Annotated in this window: 16 protein-coding genes; 9 read left to right on the forward strand and 7 right to left on the reverse strand. The window is 66.8% G+C overall.

Annotated features, from left to right (window positions below):
- Positions 1-482: 482 nt before the first annotated feature.
- From dnaQ to ASC70_RS23350, 5 genes are read right to left on the reverse strand one after another with little or no spacing between them, the layout of a single operon-like run.
- The gene (gene dnaQ / locus ASC70_RS23330) at positions 483-1,196 is read right to left on the reverse strand and encodes a DNA polymerase III subunit epsilon (RefSeq protein ID WP_047413890.1); all 714 of its coding nucleotides are present in this window, start codon (positions 1,194-1,196) and stop codon (positions 483-485) included.
- Positions 1,197-1,226: 30 nt separating this feature from the next.
- A complete protein-coding gene (coaE, locus tag ASC70_RS23335; RefSeq protein ID WP_056055346.1) occupies positions 1,227-1,826 on the reverse strand; it encodes a dephospho-CoA kinase in 600 nt (199 codons plus the stop codon).
- A gap of 3 nt (positions 1,827-1,829) precedes the next feature.
- Positions 1,830-2,687, reverse strand: coding sequence for a shikimate dehydrogenase (gene aroE / locus ASC70_RS23340; protein WP_056055349.1), 858 nt, complete (start codon positions 2,685-2,687; stop codon positions 1,830-1,832).
- Positions 2,684-3,286 (reverse strand): Maf family protein, encoded by a 603-nt coding sequence (locus ASC70_RS23345; protein WP_056055352.1) that lies wholly within the window; start codon positions 3,284-3,286, stop codon positions 2,684-2,686. The genes aroE and ASC70_RS23345 overlap by 4 nt, the downstream gene beginning before the upstream one ends.
- Positions 3,283-4,188 (reverse strand): pyruvate, water dikinase regulatory protein, encoded by a 906-nt coding sequence (locus ASC70_RS23350; protein ID WP_047413858.1) that lies wholly within the window; start codon positions 4,186-4,188, stop codon positions 3,283-3,285. The genes ASC70_RS23345 and ASC70_RS23350 overlap by 4 nt, the downstream gene beginning before the upstream one ends.
- Before the next feature lie 436 nt (positions 4,189-4,624).
- On the opposite strand from ASC70_RS23350, the gene hemE reads away from it, so the two are divergent.
- The 4 genes from hemE (at position 4,625) to rho (ending at position 8,872) form a co-directional block, all read left to right on the forward strand.
- A complete protein-coding gene (gene hemE / locus ASC70_RS23355) occupies positions 4,625-5,671 on the forward strand; it encodes a uroporphyrinogen decarboxylase (RefSeq protein WP_056055355.1) in 1,047 nt (348 codons plus the stop codon).
- A complete protein-coding gene (gene hemH / locus ASC70_RS23360) occupies positions 5,668-6,708 on the forward strand; it encodes a ferrochelatase (protein WP_056055358.1) in 1,041 nt (346 codons plus the stop codon). The genes hemE and hemH overlap by 4 nt, the downstream gene beginning before the upstream one ends.
- Positions 6,705-7,172 carry a CopD family protein gene (locus ASC70_RS23365; protein WP_056055361.1) on the forward strand — a complete coding sequence of 156 codons (468 nt, stop codon included), beginning with the start codon at positions 6,705-6,707 and terminating at the stop codon, positions 7,170-7,172. Before hemH ends, ASC70_RS23365 begins: the two co-directional genes overlap by 4 nt.
- Before the next feature lie 266 nt (positions 7,173-7,438).
- Complete coding sequence (rho, locus tag ASC70_RS23370) at positions 7,439-8,872, forward strand: transcription termination factor Rho (RefSeq protein ID WP_047413855.1); 1,434 nt, start codon at positions 7,439-7,441, stop codon at positions 8,870-8,872.
- Positions 8,873-8,952: 80 nt separating this feature from the next.
- Here rho and ASC70_RS23375 read toward each other — a convergent pair whose 3' ends face one another.
- Entirely contained in the window at positions 8,953-9,918 is a 966-nt protein-coding gene (locus ASC70_RS23375) for a quinone oxidoreductase (protein WP_056055364.1), read from the reverse strand.
- Positions 9,918-10,628, reverse strand: a complete 711-nt coding sequence (locus ASC70_RS23380) for a dienelactone hydrolase family protein (protein WP_056055367.1) — start codon at positions 10,626-10,628, stop codon at positions 9,918-9,920. The genes ASC70_RS23375 and ASC70_RS23380 overlap by 1 nt, the downstream gene beginning before the upstream one ends.
- Before the next feature lie 126 nt (positions 10,629-10,754).
- On the opposite strand from ASC70_RS23380, the gene ASC70_RS23385 reads away from it, so the two are divergent.
- The 5 genes from ASC70_RS23385 to ASC70_RS23405 all read left to right on the forward strand — a co-directional run bounded on the left by ASC70_RS23385 (position 10,755) and on the right by ASC70_RS23405 (position 15,821).
- On the forward strand, positions 10,755-11,000 hold the full coding sequence (locus ASC70_RS23385; RefSeq protein WP_047413852.1) for a DUF6489 family protein: 246 nt from the start codon (positions 10,755-10,757) through the stop codon (positions 10,998-11,000).
- Between the two features lie 4 nt (positions 11,001-11,004).
- Positions 11,005-12,345, forward strand: coding sequence for a tRNA uridine-5-carboxymethylaminomethyl(34) synthesis GTPase MnmE (gene mnmE, locus ASC70_RS23390; RefSeq protein WP_056055370.1), 1,341 nt, complete (start codon positions 11,005-11,007; stop codon positions 12,343-12,345).
- Positions 12,346-12,516: 171 nt separating this feature from the next.
- The gene (mnmG, locus tag ASC70_RS23395; RefSeq protein WP_082539529.1) at positions 12,517-14,373 is read left to right on the forward strand and encodes a tRNA uridine-5-carboxymethylaminomethyl(34) synthesis enzyme MnmG; all 1,857 of its coding nucleotides are present in this window, start codon (positions 12,517-12,519) and stop codon (positions 14,371-14,373) included.
- Positions 14,363-15,028, forward strand: coding sequence for a 16S rRNA (guanine(527)-N(7))-methyltransferase RsmG (gene rsmG / locus ASC70_RS23400; protein WP_056055373.1), 666 nt, complete (start codon positions 14,363-14,365; stop codon positions 15,026-15,028). Before mnmG ends, rsmG begins: the two co-directional genes overlap by 11 nt.
- Positions 15,018-15,821 carry a ParA family protein gene (locus tag ASC70_RS23405; protein ID WP_047413849.1) on the forward strand — a complete coding sequence of 268 codons (804 nt, stop codon included), beginning with the start codon at positions 15,018-15,020 and terminating at the stop codon, positions 15,819-15,821. Before rsmG ends, ASC70_RS23405 begins: the two co-directional genes overlap by 11 nt.
- Positions 15,822-15,859 lie beyond the last annotated feature (38 nt).

Raw genomic sequence — 15,859 nt, forward strand, 5'->3', positions numbered from 1 at the left:
TCTGAATGATCCGCGTTCAAAACCCCYGCACAATCATCGCTGTCCCCGTCGCAAGGGGAGGGCGCTTGGATCCGGCCCGAAGCGGCGATGGGGATAGGCTGAGCGGGGGCGCCGTTGGGTCCCCGGCTGGCTCGTCAGGTCGCGTGGCTTACTCTTTAGGAGCGCACGTGGGTGGCGGACTTGTCGGGACAAGGCCGAGCGGCGAAACGACAGGGCGGTGATCGTACAAGCCGCCTATCGTGGATCGCCGAGCTGGAGACGTAGCCGATCCAGTTGGTCCACGCCCGTCCGGGGGTAGCGGAGGCCCGAGCAGACAACGCTCACGCCCGCCGTCCTCACGGCAGAGAACAGCCTGGCGGAGCGGTCGTCCGAGCCGAAACACACAAACCATCACGGTCTCCGGGTTCGCCCGGCCGCTCCGTCGCCTCCCCACCAACTTCAGCGGCGAGCCGCGTGAAGCCGAGCGCGCATGGCGAAAACCCTTAGCCCTCGGCCGCGACGACCCCGAACTCGAACCACAGCGCCTTGTCCTTGAAGTTCTTGCGGATCCAGGCGGCGTGAACCTCGCGCTCGCTGTCGGTCGAGCGGGGCGCGAGCGGTCGGGGGCGAGACCCATACGAGCCCTGCACCGCGGCCGAGATCGCCATGGCGGAAACGGCGTGGGTCAGTTCCAGGGCGCGTTCCTTGCCGCCCTGCAGTTCCAGATAGACCTCGGCCAGCAGGTGGGCGTCGATCAGGGCCCCGTGCTTGTCGCGGCTTTCCAGGCTGATCTTGAACCGCTTACACAGCGCGTCGAGCGAGTTGTACATGCCCGGAAAGCGCTTCTTGGCCATGGCCAGGGTGTCGATCCAGCGCTCTTCGGCGATCGGGGCGCGGCCGCATTTCTCCAGCTCGAAATTGACGAACGAACGGTCGAAGGCGGCGTTGTGGGCGACGACGACGCTGTCGCCGACGAAGTCGATGAACTTGTCGGCGATCTCGTGGAATTTCGGCTTGCCGGCCAGGAAGGCGCCGGACAGGCCGTGGACCTTCTCGGCCTCGGCCGGCATGTCGCGCAGCGGGTCGCAATATTCGTGGAACGAGCGGCCGGTCGGCATGAAGTCGACCACCTCGATGCAGCCGATCTCGACCAGGCGGTCGCCCGTCTTAGGATCGAAGCCGGTGGTTTCGGTGTCGAGGATGATTTCCCGGGCCATGCCCTTCAATGGCCCGCTTCGAGGGCCGCTTCAAGCGGAGCGGGAAGTTCTCAACAGAGTCAGAAGGTCGCGGACCTGGTCCCGCGCATGGTCCAGCCCTTGGCCCGTATCGATGACGAAGTCGGCGCGGGCGCGCTTTTCGGCATCGGGCGTCTGGCGGGCCAGGATGGCCTCGAACTTCGCCGGCGTCATGTCGGGCCGGGCCAGAACCCGCTGGCGCTGGACGTCGGCCGGGGCCGAGACCACCACCACCTTGTCGACCTTCTTCTCGCCGCCGGTCTCGTAAAGCAAGGGGATGTCGAGCACGACGATGTCACGGCCTTCGGCCTCGGCCTTTTCGAAAAAACCGATCCGGTGGGCGCCGACCAGCGGGTGGACGATCGCCTCCAGCTGGGCCAGGGCCTCGGAATTGCCGACCACCGCCGCGCTGAGCCTGGCCCGGTCGATCGCGCCGTCGACCACCACGCCGCGAAACGCCGCCTCGACCGGGGCCACGGCCGCGCCGCCGCTGGCGTAGAGCGCGTGGACGGCGGCGTCGGAATCGTAGACCGGCACGCCTTCGGCCTGGAACATCGCCGAGGTCGTCGACTTGCCCATGCCGATCGAGCCGGTCAGGCCGAGAACCAGCATGGTTCAGGCCTCGCCGAGAATGCGCAGCAACAGGCCCCGCGCGTCGACCTCGGCCGGCGGGGCCACGCCAAACATTCGTTGGAACGTGGGGACCGCCTGACGCAGCAGCATCTCCAGACCGTCCACCGTGCGGCGGCCGGCGGTTTCGGCCCGGCGCAGAAATTCGGTGCGCAGCGGCTTGTAGACCATGTCCATGACCACGGCCGTCTCCGGCGTCAGGGCCAGGTCGGCCGCCGGACCCTCGCCGCCGCCGAGGCCAAGCGAGGTGGCGTTGATCACCAGGCCGGCGTCGGCCAGCAGGCGGGGCAGATCCGCCTCGCCGGCCGCCACGACCTTGTCGCCGAACGCGTCGGCCAGTTCCTGAGCGCGGGCGACGGTGCGGTTGACGATCCTCACCTGGGGCGCGCCGGCCAGCAGCAGGGCGGCGGTGGCGCCCCGCGCCGCGCCGCCGGCCCCGAGGATAACGACCGGGGCGGCCGACACCGAAAAGCCCGGCGCCTGCTCGGCGATCGCGCCCAGCAGGCCGGGGCCGTCGGTGTTGTCGGCATGGATCGAGCCGTCGGCCTCGAAGATCAGCAGGTTGGCCGCGCCCGCCATCCTGGCCAGGTCGCTGGCGTGGTCGGCGGCCGCCAACGCTCTTTCCTTGAAGGGGATCGTGACGTTGAGGCCGCGAATGGCCGCGCCCCGGAAACCACCCACGAAGGTCTCGAAGTCCTCGAGACGCGGGGCGAACGGCACATAGGCGGCGTCGAGCCCGGCGACCTGGATCCAGGCGTTGTGGATCAGCGGGCTCATCGAGTGGCGGATCGGCGCGCCGCAGACACCGCCGACGATGGCGGCGCCCGAAATATTCGAACTCATGCCGCGAGGGCTCCGTGAAGACGCAGGAAATCCAGCAGGCCGATCAGCGGCAGGCCCAGGATGGTGAAATAGTCGCCGTCGACTTGGCTGAACAGCTGCACGCCTTCGCTCTCCAGCTCGTAGCAGCCGACCGACCACAGCAGGGCCTCGCCGCGACGCTCTATATAGGCGTCGAGCCAGGCGTCGCTGAATGGGCGCACCGTCAGCTTGGCGCTCTCGACGATCCGCCAGATCGGCTGGCCGTCGCGGGCCACGACCACGGCCGAGTGCAGCTTGTGGACCTGACTGCGCAGCTCCAGCAGGCGTTCGCGGGCTTCCGTCAGGCTTTCGGCCTTGTCGATCAGCCGGCCTTTAAGGTCCAGCGTCTGGTCGGCGCCGATCACCAGGCCGGGCCGCCGGGCCGAGACCTTGACCGCCTTCATCTCGGCCAGGGCGTCGGCGACGTCGCGCGGCGTCACGTCCTCGGCCAGCAACGACGCCTTGGCGGCGTCCTCGTCGACGCCAGGGCTAACCGCCTCGAAGGCGACGCCGGCGTTCTTCAGGATCATCTGACGGGCCGCGCTCTTCGACGCCAGGGTGACCGGAACCGATGAACTCATCCGAGGACCTCGACCTTGCCGCGGCCGCCCGACAGCAGGTTGATGATCGCCGCCGCCGTCTCCTCGACCGAGCGGCGGGTGATGTCGATGACCGGCCAGTTCATCCGCTCGAACAGCCGGCGGGCGGCGATGATCTCCTGGCGCACGGCGTCGCCGTCGACATAGTCGCTCTCGCGGTTCTCCTTCAGGGAGAGCAGGCGGTTGCGGCGGATCTGGATCAGCCGGTCGGGCGAAGTGATCAGGCCGACGATCAGGGTGTTCTTCAGCTCGAACAGCTCTGGCGGCGGCGGCCGGCCCGGGACCAGCGGCACATTGGCGGCGCGCACGCCCCGATGGGCCAGATAGATGCAGGTCGGGGTCTTGGACGTCCGCGACACGCCCACCAGGATCACGTCGGCCTGGGTCAGGTCCTGGCCGCCTTGGCCGTCGTCATGGGCGATGGCGTAGTCCAGGGCCTCGATCCGGTCGAAATAGTCGTTGGTCAGGGCGTGCTGGGCCCCGACCCGGGTCGAGATCCGCGCGCCCAGATAGCGCGACATGGCGCTGATCACCGGATCGAGGGCGGCGATGCAGGGCATTTCCAGCCGCCGGCAGCCTTCCTCGAGCGCGGCGCGCAGGCCCGGATCGACGATCGTATGCATGACCACGCCCGGCGCGCCGGAGATCTCTTCCAGCGCCCGGTCCAGCTGCCGGGTGGAACGGACCAGGGCGTAGATGTGTTCGATGGGTAGGATGTCGGTGAACCGGGCGCAGACCGCGCGCGCCATGGCGTTGAGCGTCTCGCCCGTGGAATCCGAAACCAGGTGGATATGGAAGTACGTGGCGAAGCGCGGCGGCAGCCGTTCGGCTTCCCCCTGCCCCAGACTCTCCTGTGGATCATCCGTTAACGGTTGCTTAACCACTTGCCCTGCCTCTGGGGACGCCCGGGCGCCAAAGGGCCTCGGCGGCGTCGTGACATGGCGCCGCTGTGATCAACGGTCGCATTGCTCGCGTATCATCCCCAGGCGCGCCCCGCATCCCCCGAAGTCTGAATCCCGGCTGTCCAAAGACCGGGGACGAGTCTCGCGACGACACTTTCGCGCGCCGTTTCGCATTAAGATTTCATTAAGGTCTTCAACGGCCTGCCAAGGCGTCCACATGATTAACAAAGCCTTAACCACATGTGGGAAAGGCTTGGGAGCAAAGGCGGATCGGGTGTGGGAGTCACTCGCCTGTCAGGGGTTTTCCCCACTATGCAGTTGCCCTCCAACAGCCTCCTTCAATCTTAATTTCTTATTAAGAAATGATAGGAGTCTTACGGACTTGAGCCGAAGCTCGGGCCGGGCTTTAACCCGAGCCATGACGTCTCCCGCCCAGACCCCAAAGTTTCTCTCCGCGCTTTCCGGCGAGCGGCACACGAACCCTCCGATCTGGTTCATGCGTCAGGCGGGACGGTATCTGCCCGAGTACCGGGCGGTGCGGGCCACGGCCCCGGATTTCATCAGCTTCTGCTTCGATCCGGAGAAGGCGGCCGAGGTCACCTTGCAGCCGATGCGGCGGTTTCCCTACGACGCCGCCATCGTCTTCGCCGACATCCTGCTGATCCCCGGAGCTCTGGGCCAGAAGGTCTGGTTCGAGGCCGGCGAAGGCCCGAAGCTGGGCGAAATGCCGTCGATCGAGTCCATGGCCGAAAAGGCCGGGGAGGCGGGTAAGGCCCTTTCGCTCGTCGGGGAGACGCTGACCCGGGTTCGTTCGGCGCTCGATCCTGAAAAGGCCCTGATCGGGTTCGCCGGCGCGCCCTGGACCGTGGCGACCTACATGATCGAGGGCGGCTCCAGCGATCGCAGCGGCGCGCGGACCTACGCCTACCAGAACGCCGCCAAGCTGGACGCTCTGATCCAGGTTCTGGTCGAGTCGACGATTGATTATCTGGCCATGCAGGTCGACGCCGGAGCCCAGGCCCTGAAGCTGTTCGAGAGCTGGGCCGAGGGACTGTCCGAGCCGCTGTTCGATCGCCTCGTGACCAAGCCGCATACGAAGATCGTCGAAGGGCTGCGGGCGCGCGGCGTCACCGTGCCGATCATCGGCTTCCCGCGCGGGGCCGGGACTCTGGTCGAGACCTACGCCGCGCAGACCCCGGTCCAGGGCGTCGCGCTCGACACCCAGGCCAGCGCCAAGCTCGGCCAATCGGTCCAGAAAACCAAGACCATCCAAGGCGCACTGGATCCGCTGCTGCTGAGGGCCGGCGGCGACGCCCTGCTGAAGCGCGTCGACGAGCTGCTGGAACAGTGGAACCAAGGTCCCTACATCTTCAACCTGGGCCACGGCATCCTGCCCGACACCCCGATCGCCCACGTCGAGGCGGTGCTGGAGCGGGTGACCGGTCAAAAGGTCGTTTCGCGGTGAGCAGGAAGCTCGCCGTCGTCCTGTTCAATCTCGGCGGGCCCGATGGTCCGCGCGCGGTGCGGCCGTTCTTGTTCAACCTGTTCCGCGATCCCGCCATCATCGGCCTGCCGGCGATCGCCCGCTACCCGGTCGCGGCCCTGATCGCCACCACGCGAGAGAAGACCGCCAAGGCCAACTACGCGATCATGGGCGGCGGCTCGCCGCTGCTGCCGGAGACGGAAAAACAGGCGAGGACGCTGGAAACGGAGCTGGCGCGGACCCTGCCTGGTGTCGAAGCCAAATGCTTCATCGCCATGCGCTACTGGAACCCGCTGACCGGTGAGACAGCCAAGGCGGTCAAAGCGTTTGGTCCGGACGAGGTCGTCCTGCTGCCGCTCTATCCGCAGTATTCGGCGACCACGACGGGCTCGTCCCTGAAAGCTTGGCGCGAGACCTATTCGGGCGGCGGCCGCCAGACGACGGTCTGCTGCTATCCAACGGAAGACGGTCTGATCGCGGCCCACGTCCGGCTGATCCGCGAGACCTGGGAGAAGGCCGGATCGCCGGCCAACGTCCGTCTGCTGTTCTCGGCCCACGGCCTGCCGGAGAAGGTCATTCTGGCCGGCGACCCTTACCAGAAGCAGATCGAGGCCACGGCCGCGGCGGTCGCCGCCCGGCTGCCGGCCGACTTGGATTGGACGGTCTGCTATCAGAGCCGGGTCGGGCCGATGAAGTGGATCGGACCCTCGACCGACGACGAGATCCGCCGGGCCGGCGCGGACGGGAAGGGCGTGATCGTCACGCCGATCGCCTTCGTCTCCGAGCACGTCGAGACCCTGGTCGAGCTGGATCACGAATACGCCGAGCTGGCTCGAGAGGTTGGGGTCGCGCCCTATCTCCGCGTGCCCGCCCTGGGCGCCGCGCCGGAATTCATCGGCGGCCTGGCCAAGTCCGTGGCCGAGGCGATCGCGAAGACAGGGTCTGTGGCGCCCGCCTGCGGCTGGCGTTGCGGGCCGGAATTGTCCAACTGCCCGTGCGGAGAAGGAGCTAGCGCGTGATCGATTTCCTGGTGGCGCACTTCAACCTGGTGCGCGGGCTGCACATCCTCTCGGTCATCGCCTTCATGGCCGGGATGCTCTATCTGCCGCGGCTGTTCGTCTATCACGTGCGCGCCACGCCCGGCTCGGAGATGGACGAGACCTTCAAGGTCATGGAGCGCAAGCTCCTGAAGCTGATCATCAACCCGGCCTCGATCGCGACCGCGCTGTTCGGCCTGTTGCTGATCCTGGCCGACAGCGCCATCCGCGGTTGGAGCTTCCTGGCTCAGCCCTGGATGATCACCAAGCTGGTCGCCCTGGTCGGCCTCTATGGCTGGCACGGCTTCTTGTCGGCCTCGCGCCGCAAGTTCGAAAATGGCCAGAACACCCGCTCGGAAAAGTTCTGGCGGGCGACCAACGAGATCCCGTTCGTGCTGGCGATCATCATCGTCATCTCGGTGACGACGAAGTTCCTTAATCACTAGGTGTGGCTGGCGGCGCTTGACCCGCCGGTCCCCGCGTGGTTTGCATCCAAGAGGTTCGGAAATTCCGTACCTCTCTTCACGGACCGGCGCCCGTCCTGGCGCGCCCCGCGAGCGGTTCCGCTCCAAGGTCCGTCCCCCGAACGATCCGCGTCATCGTCAACCGACGCGCTCGCCTGGTCCGCTCCGATGGGGTGGCCGGGCGTGATCCTTGAAATTCTACCGGCCGGACTCCGTCGTGGGGTCCGCGCCCTGACTTGAGTCTTGTCATGACCGAAGAAACCGAAAACGACATCCCGGCCGCCGAAGAAGCGACCATCGAAGAGAGCGCGGAGGACGTCGTCGATACGACCGCCGACGCGAGTTCCGATAACACGACTGAAGCCGAAGGCGACGACGAGGGCTCCGACATCGCCGCGGCCGTCGCGGCCCTGGGCCTGAAGTCCATGTCCCTGCAGGAGCTGAAGGAGAAATCCCCGGCCGACCTGCTGGCGTTCGCCGAGACCTTCGAGGTCGAGAACGCCAACTCCATGCGCAAGCAGGACATGATGTTCGCGATCCTGAAGACCCTCGCTGAGGAAGGCGTGGAGATCTCGGGGTCGGGCACCATGGAAGTGCTGCAGGACGGCTTCGGCTTCCTGCGCTCGCCGGAAGCCAACTACCTGCCGGGCCCGGACGACATCTACGTCTCGCCGTCGCAGATCCGGAAGTATGGCCTGCGCACCGGCGACAGCGTCGACGGCGCCATCCGTTCGCCGCGCGAAGGTGAGCGCTACTTCGCCCTGACCAGCGTGGCCAAGATCAATTTCGAAGCGCCTGACAACGTCAAGCACAAGATCCACTTCGACAACCTGACCCCGCTCTATCCCGAAGAGCGTTTGAACATGGAGCTGCCCGATCCGACCATCAAGGATCGCTCGGGCCGCGTCATCGACATCGTCGCCCCGCTCGGCAAGGGCCAGCGCTGCCTGATCGTCGCCCCGCCGCGGGTGGGTAAGACGGTCATGCTGCAGAACATCGCCAAGTCGATCGAGACCAACCACCCCGAGTGCTACCTGATCGTCCTGCTGATCGACGAGCGCCCGGAAGAAGTCACCGACATGCAGCGCACGGTGAAGGGCGAGGTCATCGCCTCGACCTTCGACGAGCCGGCGACGCGCCACGTGCAAGTCGCCGAGATGGTCATCGAAAAGGCCAAGCGCCTGGTCGAGCACAAGCGCGACGTCGTCATCCTGCTGGACTCGGTCACCCGTCTGGGCCGCGCCTACAACACCACCGTCCCGTCGTCGGGCAAGGTGCTGACCGGCGGCGTCGACGCCAACGCCCTGCAGCGCCCGAAGCGCTTCTTCGGCGCGGCGCGGAACGTGGAAGAGGGCGGTTCGCTGTCGATCATCGCCACGGCCCTGATCGATACCGGCAGCCGCATGGACGAAGTGATCTTCGAAGAGTTCAAGGGCACCGGTAACTCGGAAATCGTCCTTGATCGTAAGGTGGCTGACAAGCGCATCTTCCCGGCCATCGACGTGCTGAAGTCGGGCACCCGCAAGGAAGAGCTCATTACGCCGCGCGACCAGCTGCAGAAGACCTACGTCTTGCGCCGCATCCTCAACCCGATGGGCGCCTCGGACGCGATCGAGTTCCTGCTGGACAAGCTGCGCCAGTCGAAGACGAACGGCGACTTCTTCCAGTCGATGAACACCTGAGTCCAGACGGACTCAACCGGATACGAGAAAGGCGCCGGTGCTACCCGGCGCCTTTTTTTGTTGGCCGTACCGCGTTGGCCCTACGGGATCAGCAGGGTCGCGCCAGTCGTACGCCGACCCTCCAGCGCCTCATGGGCGGCGCGGGTTTCGGCGAGCGGGAAGGTCTGGCCGATGTCGATCTTTACCGCGCCCGAGCCGATCATCGCGAACAGGGCCTCGGCGCTCTCATCCAATTCCTGCGTCGTGGCGATGTAGTCGAACAGGCGAGGGCGGGTGACGTAGGCCGACTTGGCCCCCAGCTCCAGAGGCGCGAACGGCGGGACGGGTCCCGAAGCGTTGCCGAAGGTGACCAGCGTGGCGCGTTTGGCCAGGCTCTTCATGCTGGCGTCCCAGGTGTCCTTGCCGACGCCGTCATAGACCACGGCCACGCCCTGGCCGCCGGTGATTTCGGCGATCCGGGACGGCACATCCTCCTGGCTGTAGTCGATGACATGGTCGGCCCCGAGGTCGCGGGCGATCGCCGCCTTGGCGTCGGATCCCACGGTGGCGATGACGGTCGCGCCCAAGGCCTTGCACCACTGGACCAGGATCTGGCCGACCCCGCCGGCGGCGGCGTGGATCAGAACGGTATGGCCATGTTTCACGTGGAAACACCGACGGACCAGGAACTCGGCGGTCATGCCCTTGAGTAGGGCCGCCGCCGCGATCTCCAGCGGGACGTCTGCAGGAACCTTCACAGCCCGGTCCGCGGGAACGACGGCGGCCTCGGCATAAGCGCCCATGGTTCCGTTATAGGCGACGCGGTCGCCGACTTGGAATCGATTGACCCCGTCGCCGACCGCCTCGACGGTTCCCGCTGCTTCCAGACCGATGACGGCTGGCATCTTCAGCGGGTAGAGGCCCGACCGGTGATAGGTGTCGATGTAGTTCAACCCGACGGCCTGATGCCGAACCAGGATCTGGCCGGCGGCGGGCGAGGGAAGCGGCAGGTCGACAGCCTCGAGCACTTCGGGGCCGCCGGCGCGAACGGCTTGGATCGCCAGCATCAGGCTTGCTCTCCTTGGCCGAGCACCTTTCGGAAGAAGGTCAGGCTGCGGCCGTTGGCCTTGGCCGCATCAGTCGCGTCGTAGTGCGCGCCGCCCTCCCGTGCGAACGCGTGGTCGCGGCCGGCATAGGTATGGATCTCGATCTGCGGATGATCCTTCAGCGCGTTGAGGATGACCTGCTGAGCCTCCGGCGGAACGAACTGGTCCTTCTCCGCGATGTGCATCAGCAGCGGCTTGTTCAGCTTCTCGGCCTCGCCGACCCGCTTCTCGAGGCCGACGCCGTAATAGGAGACGCTGGCGTCGACGTCGGTGCGGGTCGCGGTCAGGAAGGCCAGCAGGCCGCCGAGGCAGTAGCCGACCGCGCCGACCTTGCCGTCGACGCCGTCAAGCTTGCGGGCCGCGGTGATCGTCGCGGCGATGTCGCTGATCCCGGCGTCCACGTCGAACGCATTGAACAGCTCGAAAGCGCGCTTCCATTCCGCGTCGCTCTGGTCGGTGATGTCGATACCGGGCTCGATGCGCCAGAAGAGGTCGGGACAGATGGCGACGAAGCCCTGGGAAGCCAGGCCGTCGCAGATGTCGCGCATCACCTTGTTGACGCCGAAGATCTCCTGGATCACCACGATGGCCGGAGCCTTGTCTGCTTGCGGCCGCGCCACATAGGCCGCGAACGCGCCGTCGGGCGTTGTGATCGTGAGGGTCTCGCTCATCGGGGCTCTCCGTCTGTCCAGGCCCCCAGATGCGGGACCAATGTGACTTTCGACCAAAGCGCTCTAACCTGCGCCGACGGGCCACGCCCATAACAATATCGTGCCCTGACCGAAGGGAACTTCCTGATGAAGATGACGATCGAGATCGACTGCACGCCCGTCGAAGCGCGGAGCTTTTTAGGCCTGCCGGATGTCAGCGCTTTGAACGAGCACCTGGTCAAGGAGATGCAGGCGCGGATGGACGCCAACATGGCCATGCTGGCGCCGGAAGAGCTGATGAAGAACTGGATGGCGTTCGGCACGGGCGCTCAGGAGCAGTTCCGCAAGCTGATGACGGCGGCGGCCGGCGCGGCGGTCGGCAAGCGCGACTGACACGATGACGGATACGATCTTCGCCCTGGCCACGGCGGCCGGGCGAGCGGCGGTGGCCGTGGTGCGCGTCTCGGGTCCGGCGACCCTGTCGGTCGTCGAGGCTCTGGTAGGCAGGGCGCCCGCGCCGAGGATGGCGGCGCTGCGCAGACTCCGCCACCAGGGGGTCGAGCTGGATGAGGCCCTGATCCTGCGCTTCGAGGGCCCCGCCAGCTATACCGGCGAGGATAGCGCCGAGTTTCACGTGCACGGCGGTCGGGCCGTGGTCGAGGCGCTGCTATCAGCGCTGTCGGCCTTAGGGGCGCGCCTAGCCGAGCCGGGGGAGTTCACGCGCCGAGCCTTCGAGAACGGCAAGCTGGATCTGGCCCAGGCCGAGGGAGTCGCCGACTTGATCGACGCCGAGACCGAGGCGCAGCGCAGCCAGGCGCTGGGCCAGGTGGGCGGCGCGCTGAGCCAGCGATACGCGCGCTGGCGCGATCTGCTGGTCCAGTCCCTAGCCATGCTGGAAGCGGCGGTCGATTTCCCCGACGAGGATCTGCCGGAAGAAGTGGCCGAGCGCGCCCGGCCCGGCCTGCGGATCCTCGGGGCCGAACTCGACGCGGCGCTCGATGACGTCGCGCGCGGCCGCCGCGTGCGGGACGGCTATCGGATCGCGCTGGTCGGCGCGCCGAACGCGGGGAAGAGCACCTTACTGAACGGCCTGGTCGAGCGCGACGCGGCCATCGTCACCGACACGCCGGGTACGACCCGGGATGTCATCGAGGTTCCGCTGGTGCTCGGCGGCTACAAGGTGCTGGTCGCGGACACGGCGGGGCTCCGCGAAACCGCGGACGTGATCGAGGCGGAGGGCGTTCGTCGGGCTCGGGCCTGGGCTGAGGATGCTGACCTAAGGCTTTGGGTGATCGATGGGTTTCACGTGAAACATACAGTGAAGCTTGAAGAGGCTATTCGGCCGGGCGACTGGCTGATCCTGAACAAGGCCGACATCGCTGAGCCCGCCGAACTGGAAACCTCCGAGGTTTTCTGGCGCGGAAAGGGGCTCTCTGTAACCCGTCTTTCAGCGCGCTCCGAAGATGGCGTCGGCCTTCTTCGCACCGCCCTGGCCGCTCATATCGCGGACGCCTTGTCCGGGGCGGAGTTTCCGGCCGCTACCCGCCTTAGACACGCTGAACGACTAAGCGAGGCTCGGGGCTATCTCGCCCGCGCGCTGTCCGATGTCGGCTTGGAGGTGGAACTGGCCGCCGAGGACGTTCGCTTGGCCGCCCGCGCCCTGGAAAAGATTACCGGGCGGGTCGACCCGGAGGATGTGTTGGGCCGGGTTTTCTCGACCTTCTGCATCGGCAAGTGATGTCCCACGTAAAATGGTCCCCATGTTGTCCACAGAGCGCTCACAGCTGTGGCGGGGGTGTTTCACGTGAAACGCCGAGGAGTCGCATCGACCCGCTCGCGTGATTGGCGTATAGATCGAGTCCAGCGCCCCCGCTCCAAATCCGGGGGCGTTCGCATTGAGGCGAGTTCGTTGTCCAACACCTGGGATGTCATTGTCATCGGCGGCGGTCACGCCGGCTGCGAGGCGGCGGCCGCCTCGGCGCGTGCCGGCGCCCGCACCCTGCTGCTGACCCACAAGCTGGAAACCATCGGCGAAATGTCCTGCAACCCGGCCATTGGCGGCCTGGGCAAGGGCCACTTGGTCCGCGAGATCGACGCTCTAGACGGCCTCATGGGCCGTATGGCCGACAAGGCCGGCATCCAGTTCAGGATGCTGAACCGCTCGAAGGGCCCGGCCGTTCGCGGGCCACGCGCTCAGATCGATCGCAAGCTCTATCGCGAAGCGATGCAGGCCGAGCTGGCCGCCACGGAAAACCTCGACATCATCGCCGCCGCCGCCGAGGACCTCATTGTCGAAGATGGCAAGGTCGCCGGCGCGATCGACGGGGAAGGGCGGTCGTACCGCGCTTCACGTGTAATCCTGACGACCGGCACCTTCCTGAAGGGCCTGATCCATCTGGGCGAGACCCGCACCCCCGCCGGCCGTGTCGGTGACCAGCCGTCGATCGGCCTGTCGGACCGTCTTTATGGCCTGGATTTCCACATGGGCCGGCTGAAGACCGGTACGCCCGCGCGTCTCGACGGCGCGACCATCGCCTGGGACCGGCTGGAGATGCAGCCGGGTGACGACCAGCCCGTGCCGTTCTCGTTCCTGAACGACCGTATCGAGACGCCGCAGATCGCCTGCGGCATCACCTTCACGACCGCCGAGACCCACCAGATCATCGCCGATCGTCTGGGCGAGTCCGCTGTCTATGGCGGCCGCGCCACGGGCATCGGGCCACGCTATTGCCCGTCGATTGAGGACAAGGTTGTCCGCTTCGCCGACAAGGCCAGCCATCAGGTGTTCCTGGAGCCCGAGGGCCTGGACGACACCACAGTCTATCCGAACGGGATCTCGACCTCCGTCTCGGAAGAGACCCAGCTGCTGTTCCTGCGCACCATCCCCGGCCTCGAGGCCGTGGAGGTCAAGCGCTATGGCTATGCGATCGAATATGACTATGTCGATCCGCGCGAGCTCTACGCCACGCTGGAAACCAAGCGCCTGCCGGGCCTGTACCTGGCCGGCCAAATCAACGGCACGACGGGCTACGAAGAAGCAGGGGCCCAAGGCCTGGTCGCTGGTCTGAACGCGGCCCTGGCCGTGCAGGGCAGGGAGCCGGCTGTGTTCGCGCGGGATGAAGCCTATATCGGCGTGATGATCGACGACCTGGTCACCCGGGGCGTCACGGAACCCTATCGGATGTTTACCAGTCGGGCAGAGTTCCGCCTGACCCTGCGCGCCGACAACGCCGATCAGCGCCTGACCGACCGCGGGATCGAACTCGGTGTCGTGGGCGAGGTTCGCGCCAAGGCCTGGGCCGAGAAGCGGGCGCGCCTGGAAGCGGCGCGCACCTTCGCGCGGTCCGTCAGCCTGACGCCGAACGAGGCAGTGAAGGCGGGGTTCAAGGTCAACAGCGATGGCGTCCGCCGTGACCTGTTCGCCATGCTGGCCTATCCGGACGTCTCGCTGGACGACCTCGGCCGTGTCTGGCCCGAAGTTTTCACGTGGAACACCGATGTCCGCGAGCAGATCGAGATCGAGGCGGCCTATGCCGGCTACCTCGACCGTCAGCGCGCTGACGCCGAGTCGCTCCGCAAGGACGAGGATCTGCGCCTGCCGGCCGACCTCGACTATGCCAATGTCGGCAGCCTGTCGAACGAGGTCCGCGAGAAGCTGAAGCGCGTGCGGCCGCTGACCCTGGGCCAGGCGGCTCGTATCGAGGGCGTGACACCTGGCGCGCTGACCGCGCTGCTGGCCCACGTGCGACGCAGCCGTGCAGCCTGACGTCTCCGAGGGTGAAGTCGGACTCGCCCCCGAACCTGTCCTGGACGCGGTGGGCTATCAGGCCCTGACCGGGGTCAGCGACGCCCAGCTCGCCGATCTGGCCCGCTACCAGGAGCTGCTGGCCGAATGGAACGCGGTCATGAACCTGGTCGGGCCGCTGACCATCGCCACCTACTGGACTCGCCACGCCCTGGACAGCTCCCAGCTTCTCGACCTGGCGCCGGAGGCCCTGACCTGGGCCGACCTCGGCGCGGGTGCGGGTCTGCCCGGAGTCGTGCTGGCCATACTGCTGAAGGGCAGGGAGGGCGCCAAGGTTCATCTGGTGGAGAGCATGGCCAAGCGCTGCCGCTTCCTCGAGGTGGCCGCCACCGCGCTGGATCTGCCGGTCGAGATCCACAATGTCCGCGCCGAGTCGCTGAAGCTGAAGGTCGATGTCGTCACCGCGCGGGCCTGCGCGCCGATGACCAAGCTTCTCGGCTTCGCCGAACCCTATCTGTACCGTGGCGCGATCGGCCTGTTCCTGAAGGGACAGGATGTCGCGGCCGAGCTTTCCGAAGCCTCTCGCGCTTGGAAGTTCGCCAGTGAGCTACGACCTAGCCAAAGCGACCCTCGCGGCCGCATCGTTCAAGTGAAGAGGCTTTCCCGTGTCCGCTAATCCTCTCCGCGTGCTCGCCATCGCCAACCAGAAGGGTGGGGTGGGCAAGACCACGACCGCGATCAATCTGGGCACCGCCCTCGCGGCTTGCGGGGAACGTGTGCTGCTGATCGACGCCGACCCGCAAGGCAACTGTTCGACGGGCCTCGGCATCGGCCGCACGGCGCGCCGCACCACCCTTTATGACGTGCTGATGGGCGAGTCCCCCGTGGTCGACGCCGCCGTCAAGACCGAGCTCCCGGGCCTGGAGGTCATACCGGCCGACGCCGACCTGTCGGGCATCGAGATCGAACTGGGTCAGACCGCACGCCGGTCCTACCGCTTGCGCGACGCCCTGGAGCCTCTGCGCGCCAACGGGCCCTACACCTATGTGCTGATCGACTGCCCGCCGTCGCTGAACGTGCTGACCGTCAACGCCATGACCGCCGCCGACGCGGTGTTCGTGCCCCTGCAGTGCGAGTTCTTTGCCCTGGAGGGCCTGACCCAGCTGATGCGGACCATCGAGCGGGTGCGCGGCAGCCTCAATCCGCACCTGGAGATCCAGGGCGTGGTGCTGACCATGTACGACCGCCGCAACAGCCTGTCGGAACAGGTGGCCAAGGACGTGCGGACCCACTTCGGCGACAAGGTCTATGACGCGGTCATTCCGCGTAACGTCCGCGTCTCGGAGGCCCCGTCCTTCGGCAAGCCGGTGCTACTGTACGACCTGAAGTGCGCCGGCAGCCAAGCCTATCTGAAGCTGGCTCGCGAGGTGATCAGCCGCGAGCGCGACCGTCAGGCCAAGGCGGCCTGACCTGAAGTTCTGAGTACCGAACCTAAGCTTGACTGAGA

Source organism: Caulobacter sp. Root343 (assembly GCF_001425745.1).
Lineage (GTDB): Bacteria > Pseudomonadota > Alphaproteobacteria > Caulobacterales > Caulobacteraceae > Caulobacter.